The sequence below is a fragment of the Pseudoalteromonas denitrificans DSM 6059 genome (assembly GCF_900112265.1).
In the GTDB taxonomy this organism is placed as follows: domain Bacteria; phylum Pseudomonadota; class Gammaproteobacteria; order Enterobacterales; family Alteromonadaceae; genus Pseudoalteromonas; species Pseudoalteromonas denitrificans.
This window is the reverse complement of the sequence record NZ_FOLO01000079.1, coordinates 1-17,700: the sequence shown is the minus strand read 5'-3', so window position 1 is coordinate 17,700 and position 17,700 is coordinate 1. Positions and strand designations below refer to the sequence as shown.

General features: G+C 34.9%; 12 protein-coding genes. 1 reads left to right on the top strand and 11 read right to left on the bottom strand.

Going from position 1 to position 17,700, the window contains the following annotated elements; genetic code table 11:
• Positions 1 to 395: 395 nt before the first annotated feature.
• Positions 396 to 2,525, top strand: a complete 2,130-nt coding sequence (locus BM088_RS25120; RefSeq protein ID WP_091991426.1) for a TonB-dependent receptor plug domain-containing protein — start codon at positions 396 to 398, stop codon at positions 2,523 to 2,525.
• Between the two features lie 32 nt (positions 2,526 to 2,557).
• On the opposite strand, the gene BM088_RS25115 is transcribed toward BM088_RS25120, so the two are convergent.
• From BM088_RS25115 to BM088_RS25065, 11 genes are all read right to left on the bottom strand, one after another.
• Complete coding sequence (locus tag BM088_RS25115; RefSeq protein WP_091991423.1) at positions 2,558 to 3,559, bottom strand: glycosyl transferase family protein; 1,002 nt, start codon at positions 3,557 to 3,559, stop codon at positions 2,558 to 2,560.
• Positions 3,552 to 4,358 (bottom strand): uroporphyrinogen-III C-methyltransferase, encoded by an 807-nt coding sequence (gene cobA / locus BM088_RS25110; protein ID WP_091991421.1) that lies wholly within the window; start codon positions 4,356 to 4,358, stop codon positions 3,552 to 3,554. Before cobA ends, BM088_RS25115 begins: the two co-directional genes overlap by 8 nt.
• A complete protein-coding gene (locus tag BM088_RS25105; RefSeq protein WP_091991418.1) occupies positions 4,355 to 7,057 on the bottom strand; it encodes a nitrate reductase in 2,703 nt (900 codons plus the stop codon). Before BM088_RS25105 ends, cobA begins: the two co-directional genes overlap by 4 nt.
• A gap of 18 nt (positions 7,058 to 7,075) precedes the next feature.
• The gene (nirD, locus tag BM088_RS25100; protein WP_091991416.1) at positions 7,076 to 7,447 is read right to left on the bottom strand and encodes a nitrite reductase small subunit NirD; all 372 of its coding nucleotides are present in this window, start codon (positions 7,445 to 7,447) and stop codon (positions 7,076 to 7,078) included.
• Positions 7,448 to 7,457: 10 nt separating this feature from the next.
• Positions 7,458 to 9,995, bottom strand: coding sequence for a nitrite reductase large subunit NirB (gene nirB, locus BM088_RS25095; RefSeq protein WP_091991413.1), 2,538 nt, complete (start codon positions 9,993 to 9,995; stop codon positions 7,458 to 7,460).
• Between the two features lie 310 nt (positions 9,996 to 10,305).
• Entirely contained in the window at positions 10,306 to 11,010 is a 705-nt protein-coding gene (locus BM088_RS25090) for a VpsP family polysaccharide biosynthesis protein (protein ID WP_091991410.1), read from the bottom strand.
• A gap of 67 nt (positions 11,011 to 11,077) precedes the next feature.
• Positions 11,078 to 11,803 carry a tyrosine-protein phosphatase gene (locus BM088_RS25085; protein WP_091991407.1) on the bottom strand — a complete coding sequence of 242 codons (726 nt, stop codon included), beginning with the start codon at positions 11,801 to 11,803 and terminating at the stop codon, positions 11,078 to 11,080.
• Positions 11,800 to 14,004: a GumC family protein gene (locus tag BM088_RS25080; RefSeq protein ID WP_091991428.1), complete on the bottom strand. Its 2,205-nt coding sequence runs from the start codon at positions 14,002 to 14,004 to the stop codon at positions 11,800 to 11,802. Before BM088_RS25080 ends, BM088_RS25085 begins: the two co-directional genes overlap by 4 nt.
• Before the next feature lie 9 nt (positions 14,005 to 14,013).
• Positions 14,014 to 14,535 carry a polysaccharide biosynthesis/export family protein gene (locus tag BM088_RS25075; protein ID WP_091991404.1) on the bottom strand — a complete coding sequence of 174 codons (522 nt, stop codon included), beginning with the start codon at positions 14,533 to 14,535 and terminating at the stop codon, positions 14,014 to 14,016.
• An 8-nt stretch (positions 14,536 to 14,543) separates the two neighbouring features.
• A complete protein-coding gene (locus tag BM088_RS25070) occupies positions 14,544 to 15,728 on the bottom strand; it encodes an outer membrane beta-barrel protein (RefSeq protein ID WP_091991401.1) in 1,185 nt (394 codons plus the stop codon).
• Between the two features lie 19 nt (positions 15,729 to 15,747).
• Positions 15,748 to 17,148 carry an undecaprenyl-phosphate glucose phosphotransferase gene (locus BM088_RS25065; protein WP_091991399.1) on the bottom strand — a complete coding sequence of 467 codons (1,401 nt, stop codon included), beginning with the start codon at positions 17,146 to 17,148 and terminating at the stop codon, positions 15,748 to 15,750.
• Between the last annotated feature and the right edge of the window lie 552 nt (positions 17,149 to 17,700).

Sequence of the window (17,700 nt, the reverse complement as noted above, 5' to 3'; positions counted from 1 at the left end):
AAGCAATATAGCTTTTAGTTTCGACCACAGCTCATCAGTGAGCATTAATCGGGGCATGACAATCTCGTTTAGTTTGGTTTTGGCGAAGTGAATTATACGAGATTGTCACTTACGCACAAAATTCAAACAAAGATCAACAGCCCCTAGAATTATTTTAAATTTAAGCTTTGATCTTGCGCAATTTTAGGTACGTTCTATTGTGTTTTTATTAAGCTAAAATTCACATCCTTACTTTTCAACTATTTTATTTATTCGCATACTAAAATAGGAGGCATGAATGTAAATTTCGCAATACCCAATAAATTATACTATCTTATCTTATGACTCAGGCTAATAGTCTACATTTAAATAATCAAAGGAAGGTTGATTAAAGTACATCTTATGGAATTATTCTTATGTTTAATTTTCAATTTGTTAACTTCAATTATTTCAGTATATGCTGTTTATTATGTATTCCATGTAGTTATGCTAAAGAAGAAATGAATGAAAAACACGATTTATTTAATTTATCTATAGAACAACTCTTACAACTCGAAGTTATAACAGCCTCTAAATTACCTGAACCCTTTCAACTAGCACCTGCAACAATAATGGTTGTTACTTCTCAAGATATTTTACTACGTGGTTATACATCAATTGAAGATGCATTACGTGATTTACCCGGTATCGACTTTGTTGATGTGCAAGGCACATTTCCACTTATTTGGTCCCCTAGGGGAGCATATGGCGATGAAAACAAACGCACTTTAATGATGATAGATGGTATTGTCGAAAATAATATATTAGAAGGAAATGTATTAGGTGGACCGCAATATAGTTTACATAATGTTGAGCGCATAGAGGTTATTTGGGGGCCCGCATCTGCATTATATGGTGCTAATGCATTTAGCGGTATAATAAATATCATTACAAGAAAAGGTAAAGATATTAGAGGTGCTGAATTTCAAATCGGTGGAGGTTCATTTGGTACGCGTTTAATGAATTTTAGTTTTGGTGATGTTGTTGATAATATTGATTATGTTTTCTCAGGTTCTATCTATAATAGCGATGGACCCGTTTTTAAGGAACGCCATCCAAACTATTCACTCAGTTATATAGATGATGCATATTCTTTGAACGTGAAATTAAACACTGCTTATTTTGGTATTAATGCAAGTCGCTATGATCGCCCTATGGGACATGGGCAGTTTTCTAATTCATCGGCTGAATTTTTTGGTTTACCATTGTACGGCTATAATAATACCGAGGGAAAAGATATTTATGGCACCATAGCACCAATAAGTATTGATGGACAAAAAGGCAGTTTATGGCACTCAATCACCAATACATTAGCCATCACAGCCCAACAAAATATTAATGAAAATTTAATTATTGACGAACGGATATACTACAGAAAGACAGAAATAGCTGATGACAGTTATGTTTATGGCAAACTAAGTGATAACGCATTCAATTTCTTACCTTTTACCCACTCTTCAAATTTAACAGGCATTGAAATACAAACAAGCTACTTTATTAATGACCAACAGGCTCTTATTCTTGGCGTTAATTTCGAAAACAGCAATATTGAACGGGGTTATCGAGGTGTTTCTATCAATTCTGAAAAACCACTTAGTTGGGAGTTTGTTGATGAAAGGATCTCAGATGATTATCAAAACAGAGCCTTTTATGGCCAGTATCAATTTGAAACCAATATTTTAAATTCAACAATTTTCACCTTGGGGATCCGACGAGATCAAAATAATATCTATGGCGATACCACTAATCCTAGAGTAGGAATTGTAAATCAGGTTACAGAAAAACTGACATTAAAAGCCCTTTACGGCTCGGCATTTAGAGCACCGAATAGCTTTGATACCTTCAGTAAAACCACTACCAGAATACCCAATCCAAATTTAGAACCTGAGTTAATGCATAATTTAGAGTTTAGTGCTGGTTATCAATTCAATGATGATTTTTATCTGGAAACCAATTTTTTTAGTAATAAATTAACCGATACTATTATTTCAAACGTGGATATTGGTGATATTGATGGTAATGGTGCTAATAATACTCAAAATCAAAACTTAGGTGATGCTAAAATCAAAGGTATTGAATTTAAAACCCTATTTACTTTATCCAATGATCTAAGTGGCTTTTCAGCGATAAGTTATCAGTCCCCAAAACAAGAGTTTGAGGGCATGTCTGATGACATTCCGAACGTAACAGACATTAAAGTTAATTTTGGTTTAGTATGGCAGTATGATGATAAATCGAGTATTTATATGATCACGCGATATGTAGGTGAGCGAACTACAGCCAAAACTAATCCTCGAAATGAAGTCGATAGCTATCTTGTGATGGATTTACATTTATTAAAACAAAATATTTTTGAAAGTAATATCACAATGTCATTAAAAATTAATAATCTCTTTAACTCATCTATTGCGGATCCTGGAGTACGCTCTGCTGATGGATTAAGTTTTTCTACGCAACATACCTATCCGGGTCAAAATGTCATATTGAAAATCAGTTATCATTATTAAGGCTTAAACTTAATTGAGTATATTTTAAATATTTAGCTAAAAAAATAGCCCTTACTTCTTTGCTGCCAAAGTGCTTTTGCTTTTATCAAAGAAACATCGCTTTTAGAGCCTTCCATCACACTTATCATCACTGCTAAAGTTCCAATGACTGCTGCATCAGCGTAGTCATTTTTATGTGTGTTTTGCCAAACAGATTTTAATAGTGAAATGTTTTCCATATCTGCTTTATATTGTCGACCAGTAAATAACTGTGGGAATTCAATTATTTTATTTTGAGCGTTTTCATCGGTTAAATGCAGGGAAAATTCACGATCGGCTTTCACTTCAACTTCTCCACCTTCGCCTCTAAAACATCCCACATTTTTATCGTTTACTAAATTTGCAACTTGAATATGGCGTTCATCAAACTCTCTATGGTACACGCCATGTAAGCTGGTGTGTGAATTTGTTGGATTAAGCATACGTGCCAAAGTATTAGCGCAAGTACGCAAACCAAAAAGTGAGCGTAAATCTATTAAATGCTTTAGCTTGGGATTAATATCCGCCAATTCCATATAGCAAAAGCCAAACTCTGTTAATGAATCTTTTGCTTGAGTGATATTTTTACTCATGGGTAAGTTAAGTATTTTTAATACTTGTGCTAAGTAAAGCCTTTGTGATTCAGGCTCTTTAGTACCATGCAAAAATATTTTTTTACCAGAATTAGCCAAAGTTAATACGGCTAATAAAAACCAAGGTAATTGGCGGCGTTTTCCAGCATAACACCCTAAGTCTAAAGAAATATTTTTTAACTGAGATAATTCAGGTAAAGTAGTTAGTCGGACGGCTTGTAAAAATCCAGCCAATTCAGCTTCACTTTCTTCTCGTACTCTTAATAGCATTAAAAATGCACCAAGCTGTTCTTTTGTAACATCACCATTTATTATCTGGCTCATAGCATCAAATGCTTGTTCTTGCGTTAAATATTTCCCTGCTTTTTTACCGCGGCCAATATGACGAATATATTCACTAAATGGTGCTAAATATTTATTCATTAACTTTATAGTCTTCTCTATGTTGTTCAAATAGTAAATTTAAGTCTATATTTTGACGTGCATTTACGACATGACCTACAACAATTAATGCGGGTCCTAATAATTTTAACCCTTTGAGCGCTTTAGTGATATCTTTTAATGTACTTGTAAGCACTTGCTGTTCAAGTGTTGCACCTTTATCTATGACTGCAATTGGCATATCCATACTCATATTATGCTCCATCAAGCAGTTACTTATTTTCTCTATTCGATTTAACCCCATATAAAAAACAAGTGTATTTTGACTTTTTGATAAACTTTCCCAATCTGGCTCTGATAGCACACTTTTTTGATGGGCAGTAATAAATTGCACTGATTGAGAGTAATCCCTATGTGTTAATGGAATACCTGAATAAGCGGCGCAGCCTGAAGCAGCAGTTACACCCGGAATAATTGCAAAAGGAATTTTATGTTGCGTTAACGCATCAGCTTCTTCGGCTAAACGTCCAAAGATACTTGGATCCCCTCCTTTTAATCGAGCTACAATTTTGCCCGATAATCCTGCTTGTACTAATAAATTACAAATATCATTTTGTTTAATACTATGTTTACCACAACGTTTACCAACAAATACTTTTTTGGTTTTTTTTGGGATCAGCGCTAACATTTCATCTGTGATCAAACTATCATAAAAAACCACATTGACTTGTTGCAAAATTTTAAAGGCTTTTAAAGTCAATAACTCTGCATCCCCTGGTCCAGCACCAATTAAATATACTTTTCCCAAATCTAAGGGGTTATGAAAATTAACGATATTCATGCTGCGCTTCCTTCTTTTATTACTAAAGGTTTTGTTATTATTGTTTTATTTAACAGGTTATTTATTTCTGATTTACAGGAGCCACAATGAGTACCGCATTTTAGTTTTTTGCCAAGCTTTTCAATGGAATTACAACCTTGCTGTACAGCCTTTGTAATATCATTTTGATAAACTTTAAAACAGCTGCAAATAAGCTTGCCTTTTAAAAACGTATTGTCAGGTTTGGCCGCTAAGAGCTGCTGTATTGTTTTTAAATTAATCGATTCTTGAGAAAATAAATGGTCAATCCAAGGAGATATATCAGGTATTATTTGATTAGAAAGCATTAAAACAGCTTTTAGTTTATTGTTTATTATATAAAGCATGACTTGCTTGGCATTATTATTTTGACCTAAGCTTATCCACTCTCCCGCTTTACCCATCATAGGCTTATACCAATGTGTTGTTATAAAGCCGTTTTTATTATCAGCTAAGTCATAATTAAAACTGTGATTTAAACGCTGCTTTAACCAATACTCTGCTACAGGAGTTAACTGTGCTTTAATATCTGAAGATAATTGTAATTGACCATGATATTTAAATTCACATTTTCTAATTTTTATAGCCGTTTGTTTTGACTCTGGTTGTCCAGAAATTGGATCTGTGATTGCACTATAAAGGTTTGATATAGTAGCGTTTGATGCATATTGTTTATTCCAATGGATAGGTGCAAAAGCCTCACCTAGGCGTATGTGATCTGTTAGCAATGCCGATAAAATTACATTGCCCGTATTTGATGAAGTAGTAACAAGATCACCTGTTTTAATACCTAATTTTTCAGCTTGTATTGGATTTAGACTCAACTGTGGTTTGTTAATATGCTCAGTTAATGAAGAAGTTGTACCGGTGCGCGTCATACTGTGCCATTGGTCCCTGATACGGCCACTATTTAGCAATATTGGATACTTATCACTCGTTTGAGCAACTGATAATTTGGCTTCTACTGCTATAAAATTCGCTTTTTTATTTTTTGTGAAAAACTGTTTATCTGTAAATAAAGAGTCTGTACCCATTGTTTGACCGTTTGTTTTTTTTATAGGCCATTGAATAGGTTTTAATAGATCATATTCTTTAATTGATAAATCAGCCAAAGGCGATATATCAAAACACCGTTTTCCCTGATTTTTATACCCAGATAAGGCTGCGTGTTCTGAAAATATCTCACTTGGATGACTATAATTAAACCCTCCATTAAAGCCCATTGCTTTTGCAACATCACATATTATTTGCCAGTCATGTTTTGCATTGCCTGCGGGTGGCATTATGCCGCGTTGGCGAGAAATACGACGTTCTGAATTAGTAACTGTCCCATTTTTTTCAAGCCAACCAGTTGCTGGTAGCTTTACATCTGCAAAGCTTAAAGTATCGTTTTTATCAACACAGTCTGAAACTATCACTAATGGGCAGGCTTTTAATGCTGCTATAACTTGATTACTATCGGGTAAGCTTACAACTGGATTAGTTGCCATGATCCATACTGCTTTAATTTGGCCCTGTTTTATTTTATTAAATAGCTCAACCGCTTTTGGACCTTCTTTATTTGCAATTTTTGGGCTTTGCCAGAATGTTTGAACAATTTTTTGATGTTCACAATTTTCAATATCTAAATGCGCAGCAAGTTGATTCGCCAACCCCCCCACTTCTCGCCCCCCCATAGCATTGGGTTGGCCTGTAATTGAAAAAGGGCCACAGCCAAGCTTTCCAATTTTACCACTGGCTAAATGACAATTAATAATGGCATTACATTTATCAACACCAGAACTTGATTGGTTGATGCCTTGAGAATAAAAACTCACTGTTTTGTCAGTGGCTGCAAATATTTTATAAAAATGAAGAATGTCTGTTTGTTTTAGCTCGCAAAATTGCGCAACATATTCAATGGTATATTTTTTTGCCATAGCCAAGGTATCATTGAAATTATTACAGTGATTTCCAATAAAATCAGTATCCAATAATTTATGATTTGCTAAATAAGCTAATAGCCCATTAAATAACGCAGTATCACTTCCAGGTTTTAAATTAAGTGTTAAATCTGCAGATTCACTGGTTGGCGTTGAGCGAGGATCTATGACTATAATATTCAACTGTGGGTTTAGTGCTTTTGCTCGCTGCATACGTTGAAATAACACAGGGTGTGTCCAAGCTGCATTTGAGCCTACCATAATAATTAAATCGGTATTGTCTAAATCTTGATAACTATTTGGTACTAAATCTTCACCAAATGCACGTTTATAAGCAGATACAGCAGAAGACATGCATAAACGTGAATTTGTATCTATATTTGCGGTGCCGATATAGCCTTTCATCAGTTTATTAGCGACATAGTAGTCCTCAGTTAGTAATTGACCTGAAACATAAAATGCCACTGAATCGGGACCATACTGTTCAATAACTTTATTTAATTGACCTGCCACGTGTTTAACCGCATTTGGCCAGCTGACGGCTTTATTACTAATCATAGGTGTAAGTAAACGGCCATCATTGGTTATTGTCTCTGCGAGTTTGCTTCCTTTAATGCATAGTTTTCCAAAATTTGCGGGGTGATCTGCCGCCCCCGAAATTGTTACTTCATTATTTTGTGAAACTGAAACATCAATACCACAGCCTACTCCACAATATGCACACGTTGTTTGTTTTAAACTGCTTGTGGTATTTTTCATTACAACCCCATCTTGTTATTATGCAACTTTCTGTTGTACTTGTATTTTAACCTGTACTTCTTGATTTATTATTCGAGTTTCAAATACGGTTACTTTTGACTTTTCATCTTGTAAACATTGCCCCGAAACTAATGAAAAATGTTGTTTATATAAAGGTGATGAAACGACAATATCATTATTAATACAGCCTAAAATTCCTCGGTATAATACATTCGCTCTGCCAATTGGATCGTAATTGGTAATAGCAAAAACTTGTTCTTTCCCTTTAAGATAAAAAAGTGCAATTTGTTGATTTTCAATTAAAGCGCAAATACCAGAGTCATTAACTAAATCATTTTGTTGACACACGGTTTGCCAGTTTGTTGTTAGGTTTGTTTGTGTTGTTTTCATGTTTATGCCCTTACACTTCAACAATTGGAATTAATTTAGTTGTGATCTGTTTTTCAACATCAGTTGCAGGCCTTATTTGGGAGCGTTCAGATACAAATTGAATATTGCTATCTATATCATCAGAATTTACAAATTGACGAAAACGTTTAAGAGATGAGGGGTTTTCTATCGTGGTTTTCCATTCACATTGATAGCTATCAACAATATCTTGCATTTGATTTTCAAGTTCATGTGTTAAATTTAAGCTATCGTCGATCACTACTTGCTTTAAATATTCTAGGCCGCCATCAAGTTGCTCTAACCACACTGATGTACGCTGTAAACGTTCTGCTGTGCGCACATAAAACATTAAAATACAGTCTATATATTTAATGAGCGTTTTATCGTCCAAATCTGTTGCAAATAAATCACCGTGTCGAGGTTTCATACCACCATTACCACACACGTATAAATTCCAACCATTTTCAGTTGCAATAACACCTATGTCTTTGCTTTGTGCTTCTGCACATTCTCGAGTACAACCCGATACTGCAAACTTTATTTTATGAGGGGAGCGCAAACCTTTATAGCGGTTCTCAAGATCTAATGCTTTAGCAATACTATCTTGAACACCATAACGGCACCAAGTACTCCCAACGCAAGACTTAACCGTACGTAGTGATTTGCCATATGCATGGCCTGTTTCAAAACCTGCATTAACGAGTTCTTGCCAAATGAGGGGAAGTTGTTCAACCCTAGCGCCAAATAAATCAATACGTTGACCACCCGTGATCTTGGTATATAGTTGATACTTTTTAGCTACTTCCCCTAATACAATGAGTTTATCTGGTGTGATTTCGCCTGCTGCAATCCGTGGGACAACCGAATAGGTGCCATCTTTTTGCATGTTAGCGAGGTAGGTATCGTTGGTATCTTGTAATGGTTGGTGATCTTGTTTAAGAATATAATCATTCCAAACTGAAGCCAAAATAGAGCCCACAGTAGGTTTGCAAATTTCACAGCCATGACCTTTGCCGTGCTCAGCAATCAAGGTAGCAAAACTTCGGATTTTTTCAACTTGAATAATATGAAATAGTTGTTTTCGACTATAAGCAAAGTGCTCACAAATATCCTGTTTTACTGTTACTCCTCTTGTTTCAAGTACTTTATCAACGGTTGTTTTTAATAATGCAGCACAACCGCCACAACCAGAACTGGCTTTGGTACATTGTTTAATTTGAGATAATTCAGTTGCACCTGTATCTATAGCGGCGACTATATCGCCCTTGGTAACATTATGACATGAGCAGATCATGGCTGAGTCTGGAAGCTCAGTCATTGCAACTTCTAAGCCTGATGCTTGTGGTAGTATAAGTGCTTCTGGAAACTCAGGTAAATCTATATCATTCAGCGCATATTGTAATAAAGTATCGTAATCACTTGTATCACCAACAAGCACAGCACCGAGCAGTTTTTTCTGGTCTTCATTTACAACTAATTTTTTATAGACTCCAGTAACTTGATTTTCATAACCATAATATTTAGCCCCTGGCGTTTTAACATGAGCATCGCCAATTGAGCCAACCTCTACACCCATTAACTTTAATTTTGTGCTCATATCAGCACCAGTAAAAGTTAAACTCCCACCCGATATCTGACTTGCAACAGTGCGTGCCATAGTATAACCTGGTGCTACTAAGCCAAAAATACGGTTTTGCCATAATGCACATTCACCAATGGCAAAAATATCATCATCAGATGTTTGGCAGTTGTCATTAATAACAATTCCACCACGCTCACCCAGTGCTAAATTAAAATCTTTAGCTAATTTATCTTGGGGACGAATACCTGCTGAAAACAGTACTAAATCTGTTTCAAGTATTGAACCATCAGCAAACAGTAATTTATAACGGCACTTATCTCCTTGTTCAATCACCTGTGTTGCTTTTTGTGTATGAACAGTAACACCTAAAGCTTCAATTTTATCTTTAAGTAACTGCCCGCCCGCTTCATCAAGTTGAACAGCCATTAATTGGGGGGCAAATTCCACAACATGTGTTTCAAGCCCCAATTGTTTAATGGCATTTGCAGCTTCTAAACCTAATAGCCCTCCCCCTATTACAACTCCTACCTTTGCTGATTTAGCTGAACGGTTTATCGCTTCTAAATCATCAATAGTACGGTAAACTAAGCAATGTTCTTGATCATTTCCAGGGATCGGCGGTACAAATGGGTATGACCCAGTCGCAAGTACTAATTTATCATAAATATAACTTTGACCTGAGCTGGCTGTAACAAATTTTTGTTTTTTGTTTATTTCTATTACTTTTTCATTTGTAACATATTTAACGCCTAAAGCAGTATATTGTTCACCTGTTGTTAGAGCTAAGTCTTCAGCAGTTTTACCTGAAAAATATTCTGATAAATGTACTCTGTCGTAAGCAAGTCTAGATTCAGCACATAATACTGTGATCTCACAAGCTTCCCCTGTTGCTAACATACTTTCTACAAAGTGATGACCTACCATGCCATTACCAATAACGATTATTTTTGTTTTATTGTTATCCATCTCAACCCCTTGCAACAAACTGATTTAGTTTTATTAAACTAGAGGGCAATAAAAGTGCCATTGTTTTTATTGTTATTTTTCAAGTTGTTATGGATTATCTGTTAGACTTAAGATTGAATTTGCACTAAATTGAATGGGTTTTGCACTTAGGGTGTGCAGTATAAATAGACGTGTATTCGTATAATGGTTTTATTGTCAAAGTGTATTCATTCAGCCTTAATCCTACATCAAACTATAAAATCAATTAATTGTAGGATTGAACTTATTTCCGGTTTGGATTATTTTTTTATAGATATATTACGACTATAAATTATTTACAGAACCGCCTACTTGCATGAGACTTTTTTAAAGAGGCTAATTCAGCATTATATTTAATTTGAATACATAATATTTTTTCTAATTTATTATGTTTGGCCAATTCAAATGTTTTATAAATTAGCTTATTTTGGTTTAAGGCAATTGGTAGCTGCTTATAAAACAATGACGTTTGGTTGGGTTTTAGATTATTCCAGCCTTGCATTAATAAACTGAGCGTACCTAAAGTCACACTTTGTTGATACGGGCCATAGTGGAGTGCTGTATCTATATAACTTTGGGTTTCATCGGTTAAACCTTCAATTATAAAATTGACACGGGCCAAATCTATCCAAGGATCAGGCCAAGCTTCCCTAAGTGATAATGATGTTTTATATAAGATTTTTACATCACTAAAATCAAGTTTTTTTTCAAAACCAGCACCGATCCCCCAATGAATAATACGTGCTTTGATATGGTGGTAATGGGGATGTTCAGAGTCATAACTCACCGCTTTATTTATTGCAGCCAGTGCGTTGTTGTAATCAATCTTATTTTTTAATTTTCCTGATTTTGCCCAATCATCAATGTAATAGCTTGCATTAAAATACCATGCATTGGCCATGCCCCAGCTATAAGAAATAACTAAAGTGGTTAAACATAAAATACTTAAAATACCAACAGTGAAATATTTGAAAATAGCGTTTTTAGTTTGAGTCAAAAGTGTACCTTGTTATTTCTTTTTTATTAAATCAGCAAGGCCAAAGGCGAGCCTGCTGCTCATGCATTTATATAAACAAAGACTTTGTAATGTTATAAGGATTTTGCCAAAAAAGTTGGTGCGCTGTATTTTCATCAACTAACTCACATACTTTTTGATATGCATCTTTTAACAATGGTGGCCTGCGTTTAATATTATGACCATCAGATGCAACAACGTTAATTATGCCTTCTTTTAAAAACTGTTCTGATAATAACTGGCAGCTTTCACCAAAACCACCCGTTAAGGATGATGCTGTTAATTGAAACCAACACCCTAATCTTTGTAGCATTTTAATTTTATCAGGAGATTTTAAAATATCTCGATTACGTTCTGGATGTGCAATCAAAGGTGTAATGCCCTGACCTATCAGCCATTTAATTAATTTATCGCAGCCTGGTGGAATATGACTATGAGGTAACTCTAATAATAAAAAGTTTTGCCCGTCAATTTGTCCTAAAAATGGGATCTTTTTCTGCTCGATCATAGGAATTATTTCTGCATCAATGCGTACTTCTGCAGCAGCGGCAAGCTCTAGCTCAATATTTTCTTGAAACATGGCCTGTTTAATTGCTAATAGCTCAGTCCAGATAATGGTTTTTGTATTATCAAAGCGACCTAAATGCAAATGCGGCGTGACCACCATACGTTTAGTGCCGTTTTCTACAGCCATACGCAAAAGAGACAAAGCATCAGCTTCATCTCTTGCACCATCATCAATACCAGGTATTAAGTGGCAATGTATATCTATCATGCAGTTTTTCTTTCGTCGGTATAACCGTAATAATCGTAGTAACCATGATAATTCCCATAGCTGCCTACTTTTTTCATGTCTACTTGGTTTAAAACAATGCCCGCAACTTTTGCATTAGCATCAATTAAACGCCCTAACCCCGTTTTAACCATGCCCATACGTGTACTATCAGCTCTAACAACATATATAAGTGCATCAACATGGCGTGATATAACTAAAGAATCACTTACAGCTTGTACAGGTGCTGTATCTATTACTATGCGGTCGAATTTCGTTTTAAGTACATCTAATATTTTAGCAAAACGCGGTGATGATAATAACTCAAGTGGGTTTGCAGGCATTTGGCCACAGGGCATAATGCTCAAACCAGACTTTTCATCAACAAACATGCAATCTTCTGCTTTTTCTGAGCCAATAATCAAGTTCGATAAACCAGGATGATAAGCAGGTATGCCAAAACGTTTACATACGCTGGGTTTGCGCATATCAGCATCTATTAATAATACTTTTTCCATTTGACCTAATGAAAATGCTAAATTGCTCGAGGTGGTTGTTTTACCTTCATTTGGAACAGAAGAAGTGATAGCAATAATTTTTGAGTCTTTATCCATTTGGCTTAAAACAAAACCCGTTCTAAAGGTACGGACAGACTCTGAAAACTGCCTTGCTTCTTTTTCAAAGAAGTAATGTATGCCTAAGTCTTCCCCTTTTTTATGGGCTATCATAGGTAGTAAACCTAACATACGTTGCGCAAGTTTATTTTCAATATCAGAAGAGGACTTAACCGTATCGTTTAATGTTTCAATTACAAACGCAATTACAATGCCTAAACCAAAACTCGCTACAAATGCAAGCATTACAATTAAGCTCTTTTTCGGTTTAACTGGTTCATTAGGTTTATAGGCTCTGTCGGTAAAACGGGCTACGGCCGCATTAAAATCACTGGTTACTTCAGTTTCTTTTGAGCGAGATAAAAATGTATCAAATAATTGGCGGTTAGTTTGCACTTCACGTTTAAGTTTACGGTAGTCATTTTCTTTACGTGTTACACCTTGATACTCAGCACGAATTCGTTTTAATTCACGCTCTAGTGCTGTGACATTTGCCTGCGAAGTTTTAACTGTTTTTTCAATGCCAGTTACTAATGAACGTACTTGTTTGCTTAAGTTGGATTTTACCGTTTTTAACTCAGCTTTAGCTGTAATCATTTTAGGATGTTTAAAACCGTATACTTGAGCCAGTTCACTTACTTTTCGCTCAGCAGATGCAACTTCTTTTTTTACATCTTGTATCACTTTATGGGAGGTGATTTCAGGTATGCTTTCTAAACGAGATAAATCATTACGACCATATTCATTAATAACACGCATAATACTTTGCAGTTTATTTTTATCATTTCGAGATACAACTAACTGATTGGCTGTTTGTTCTAACTCTTTTGACAATAAACCAACAACGCCTTCAACATCTATTAAGTTTTCTTGTTCACGATACGATTGTAATTTTGCTTCAGACTCATCTAAACGCACTCTTAAATCAATTAAACGACTACTTAACCAACCCGCCGCTTTTTGACTGACATCCATTTTAGATGTCATATGGTTTTCAATATAAACATCACCAACAGCATTGGCGACTTTAGCTGCAAACTTAGCATCTTCAGACTCAAAAGATATTTTAACAAGTTGTGTTTTACGTACTGGGCTTATTGTAAGTCTATCTGAAAAGATGCTAAGCAGAGTTTGCATTTTTTGTTCTGCAACTTCTTCTTGTGATAGAGTTATATTTTTCTGTTTTGGCAAAAAAGGAATACTCTGTCTGATTGATGTTTTTAATGAGGCAAATGTTGACGGCGGTTTATTAAACTCAGGAAGTTCAGAAAAATTTAATCTTTCAATCACTTTTTTAGCAATGGTTTGTGACTTTAAAATTTCAAACTGAGTTAAATAATACTCTTTACGGCCAGAATCCAGACCCATAACTTCTTGAAAATTAACTGCTTGAGCTTGTTCTGCTTCTATAAGTAATGTTGCCGTTGCTTTATAAATAGGCGTCATTTTCATAGCAATTATGCCAGCAAAAATAGCAACAAATAAGGCTAAGAAAAATATTTTAAATTTATATTTATTTATAACATTAAAATATTGACGAAGATCAATTACTTCTTCGGCTTCGGGTTTAGCTTTGCCGTTTAATTCTATGTTTCTCACTTAAAAAAACCTTTGTTCAATTGTGATAGTATCACCAGGGGAAACGTCTGTACTTAACTGCGCTGAAAGTTGTTTATTTTTATCATCTTCTCGAAATAAAAATATTTTCTCTTTTGATGCACGCTCAGTTAAACCACCTGCTAAAGCAACTGCTTGGTTTATTGTCATACCTGGCTGATATGAATAGCCACCAGGCTGTTTAACTTCACCATGAATATAAAATTGACGATACTCTACAACTTGCGTTGATACATTCGGATTGATTAAATAATCGCCTTTTAGACCTTTAATAACAAGATTCTCGACTTGTTTAACTGTTAAACCTTTTACTTTAATTTCGCCTAAAAATGGGTAATTAATAATGCCACTATTTCCTAATAAAGCTTCCACGGTCAAATCATCTTGGCCATAAACTTTAATTTCAATTTTGTCACCAGGCCCTAATTTATAAGCATCTTGGGCGTTAACTTGCCCCAAAATGCTTAAATAAAATAGCACCAAGCCTAAAAAAAGCTTGTTCATTTATTGTCCTACATAGAAACTGTAAAGTTCATGCCAATAACATTCTTATCAAATAAAATGCCATCTCTTGTTGAGTCTTTATCTGTTACATCAATAAATGCCGACATATCTATCCAACGTGTTAATGAGTAATTAACTGAAGCTGAGTAAGTTGTTGTCTCATCAGTACGGCTCACACCACTGTAATCTTCATCTGTAAATGAAGTACCAAGAGTTGAACTTATTTTTTCATTCCAGTTATGAGTCCAGTTTAATGAATATTGACTTTCATTAATGTAGTCACCTTCAACATTAGGATCGCGCGCTGCACGGGATGTATCAAATGCAATTATTGTATAAGATAATGGCTGCCAAATTACACCTGCTTCCCAACTTAAACCACTAAAATTAGCACGAGAGGCTGATTCAAAATCTTTTTTCTGATAACCCAGTTTAGCTGTACCTGAAGTTAATGCAGTTGCTTCCCATTTTATACCGGCTAATGCACGGTAATCATCTGAATTTCGGGTAACTTCATTCGCTTTAGTATTATCGTACTCAATCGCATCTTGATTTACTTCTACAAATACATCAGTAGCAGCATGTGTATTATAATAAAAAGTTGAACCTAGCTTTACAGAGTCAAAGTCACGATACTGAGTTGTATCAGAAAAATTAGTATAACCTTTGTTATAATATTTAACTTCAAAAGCAATACGCGCTGGCGTGCTCAATGCGCCATATTCGTAACCCGCTGCAAAAGTTTGATCTGCATAAGTTAATGGTTCTGTAACATTATCACCTAGGCCTTCTGTAATACCTGTACCACGAGGTTCTGTTACCCAATTTGCATCTAATGCAAAATCAAAACGACTTTGTGATGACGGCTCTAAATGGCTGTTGAAGCTTAAAAAACCATCTAAAAAGTTATCGTCTGAGCTTGAAAGATATGTGCCTGATGTAATGCCAACATCTAAGCTATGCTGATTTATGCCATCATTTAGTAAAAAATTAACAGAAGGCGCAATTGTTACTATCGCACTGCTTTTTTCATCCGTCGCTTTACTAAATATGTTATCGTCTATTTTAGTGCCCATATTAATAATAGGGGTTACGGTAACACCGTTTTCCATATTAATGCCCGCAGGCTCAATTGCATAAGCCATATTGAAAATCGTTCCAGCAATGACTGTTGCTAAAATTGATTTTTTCATTATTTTCTTTTCCTTTAAATTAGTAAGCATTTTTACCTGTAAAACCTTTAAAAACTGTTAAAAAAATTATTTTTATATCGAACCACAAAGACCAATGTTTAATATATTGAAAATCAAATTCAACGCGCTTTTCCATTTTGTCTAAAGTATCTGTTTCACCACGCCAGCCATTAATTTGAGCCCAACCAGTGATCCCAGGTTTCACTTTATGGCGTAACATATAAAACTCTACTTTTTTTCGATATTCTTCATTATGTGAAACTGCATGAGGCCTTGGGCCAACAATAGACATATCCCCTGTGATGACATTAATAAACTGAGGTAGCTCATCTAAGCTGGTGCGTCTTAAAAAAGCACCAAACTTGGTAATACGCACATCATTTTTTGTGGCTTGAACAACGTTACAGCTGTTTTCTTGCACTGACATAGAACGGAATTTCCACACTTTAATGTGCTCGCCGCCTAAGCCGTATCTGTCTTGTTTAAATAAAACTGGGCCTTTAGAAGTTAATTTAACACCTAAAGATACTATGGCTAAGACTGGAGAAATTAAGACTAAAATTGCTATTGCAGCAATAATATCTTCAGTGCGTTTCAGTAATTGGCGAGACCCAAAATAAGGTGACTCAAAAACACTCAATGTATCTAAATCACCGACATGATCGATTCGCGCATGCATTAAGTTAGACATTAAAAAGTCAGGTACAATATGCACATCTGCTGTGGTATCACCTAGATTTGCTAAAATATTTGCAATACGCTCTTCGGCTTTAAAAGGGAGCGCTAAAAAAATAACATCGATTTCACCCTTTTTAGCCATTTCAATGGCTTGTTCTATTGAACCTGCAACCTGAAAGTAGGATTCTTCAAAATAACGGCTAGGCTCTCTGTCTTCAAAAAAACCGATGCAATCATACCCTAATTCATCATGTTCTTTTATTTGATTATAAATATTAGCGCCCGCTTGGGTGGCACCTATAATTGCAACCTTTCGCATGTTTAAACCCATTTTAATACGGTTTAATTTATAAACTCGAAAAGCAAATCGCCACGAAAACAAACTAATTACACTTAAAACAAACCATAAAGCAATTGTGACTCTAGAGAGTTGTTCTGATAATTTAAATCCAAAAGCAAATACAAGCAAAACTAAAAATGATAACAATAATATCCCCCAAGCATGCGTGACCATATGCCTGAATTTTCCCGCTCGCCATGAGCGATATAAATTTAGCGCTTCACTGAAATATAAAAAAGAAAATAAAACAACGAGCAAAACTAATAAATAATTTTTACCTAAAGTTAAGCCGTATAAATTTGCAGATAAAATTAATGAAAGAGTTATAAAAAAGGAGTCTAAAAGCCTGTAAATTAAAAAGTCTGAATTACTAGACGTTTTAAATATTTGTGAGTTGTTCATAACATCCCTGATTTTGTTATTTAACAAAGCTATCCTACCTTGTTAGGTATTTTTTAGAATGCGCATTATAGTCAGTTAATTTATTAATTCAAATGATTATTTGCATATAAAGTATTAGAAAACTAATTTACTTTTGTATTTAGTGAAATATTAGAGTTTTTTATCAGTTTATTTATTTCGGTGAATACAAAACAAACATTACTAAGGTAGAGTTAAGAAGTGAGTATTTTATATCTGATGTTTAAAATTATTAGGCTGAAGCCCAATCTACAAGCCTCTTTGTAGGCGAGGCTTCAGCCTTAAGGATCCCCACAAATTTTTGAAGTGATGCCTGTGATCTGTTAAATATACTTTCGCCAAAAAACAAACCTAACAGATACAGACATCAAATGACATTATCCACACTAAATATGATAGATCCAATTAAATTTGATAAACGAATTAAACAGTCATTAATGGAAGCTGTTGATGCAGTTAAACATGGCGCAAGACTGAGTTTAACTTCTATCGGTAGAGCGTTAGCACAGTCAAATAGCTCAATTGAAAAATACG

Excerpts from the sequence above, each read along its gene's own strand:
- cobA (WP_091991421.1), bottom strand. The coding sequence starts at position 4,358 with ATGAATATCGTTAATTTTCATAACCCCTTAGATTTGGGAAAAGTATAT.
- BM088_RS25085 (WP_091991407.1), bottom strand. The coding sequence starts at position 11,803 with ATGATAGATATACATTGCCACTTAATACCTGGTATTGATGATGGTGCA.
- BM088_RS25115 (WP_091991423.1), bottom strand. The coding sequence starts at position 3,559 with ATGAATAAATATTTAGCACCATTTAGTGAATATATTCGTCATATTGGC.
- BM088_RS25120 (WP_091991426.1), top strand. The coding sequence starts at position 396 with ATGTTTAATTTTCAATTTGTTAACTTCAATTATTTCAGTATATGCTGT.
- nirB (WP_091991413.1), bottom strand. The coding sequence starts at position 9,995 with ATGGATAACAATAAAACAAAAATAATCGTTATTGGTAATGGCATGGTA.
- BM088_RS25065 (WP_091991399.1), bottom strand. The coding sequence starts at position 17,148 with ATGAACAACTCACAAATATTTAAAACGTCTAGTAATTCAGACTTTTTA.
- BM088_RS25070 (WP_091991401.1), bottom strand. The coding sequence starts at position 15,728 with ATGAAAAAATCAATTTTAGCAACAGTCATTGCTGGAACGATTTTCAAT.
- BM088_RS25105 (WP_091991418.1), bottom strand. The coding sequence starts at position 7,057 with ATGAAAAATACCACAAGCAGTTTAAAACAAACAACGTGTGCATATTGT.
- nirD (WP_091991416.1), bottom strand. The coding sequence starts at position 7,447 with ATGAAAACAACACAAACAAACCTAACAACAAACTGGCAAACCGTGTGT.
- BM088_RS25075 (WP_091991404.1), bottom strand. The coding sequence starts at position 14,535 with ATGAACAAGCTTTTTTTAGGCTTGGTGCTATTTTATTTAAGCATTTTG.